Below are 255 nucleotides of genomic sequence, written 5' to 3'. Positions count from 1 at the left end.
CTTTCAAGCTTGACGCACTAAATAACCACTGACTGTAAAAACAATCAAGTAATTGTTCTAAACGATCATGCGGATCGCGTGTTTGCGAACAAATAGCCTCTATTTGTTGCTCAAACGCAGTGAGTATTTCAAGACTTGGTGTTAAGTCTATTTGAGGGTCCCATTTAGCTTCTGCTTTAATACAACGATATATAGCCGGTGGCAAAAAATCATCGTAGGCATCTTCTATATAAGATTCATCGTGTTCATCAAACC

At 38.4% G+C, this 255-nt stretch carries 1 pseudogene; it reads right to left on the bottom strand.

What is annotated here, in order from left to right:
• Positions 1-255 (bottom strand): annotated as a pseudogene (locus tag AAEY62_RS23485) (tetratricopeptide repeat protein); the annotation flags it as partial.

It is taken from the genome of Pseudoalteromonas sp. GW168-MNA-CIBAN-0100 (assembly GCF_040309225.1).
In the GTDB taxonomy this organism is placed as follows: domain Bacteria; phylum Pseudomonadota; class Gammaproteobacteria; order Enterobacterales; family Alteromonadaceae; genus Pseudoalteromonas; species Pseudoalteromonas arctica.
Note: the sequence above shows the minus strand (reverse complement) of the source record. Positions and strands in the feature narration are given on the sequence as shown.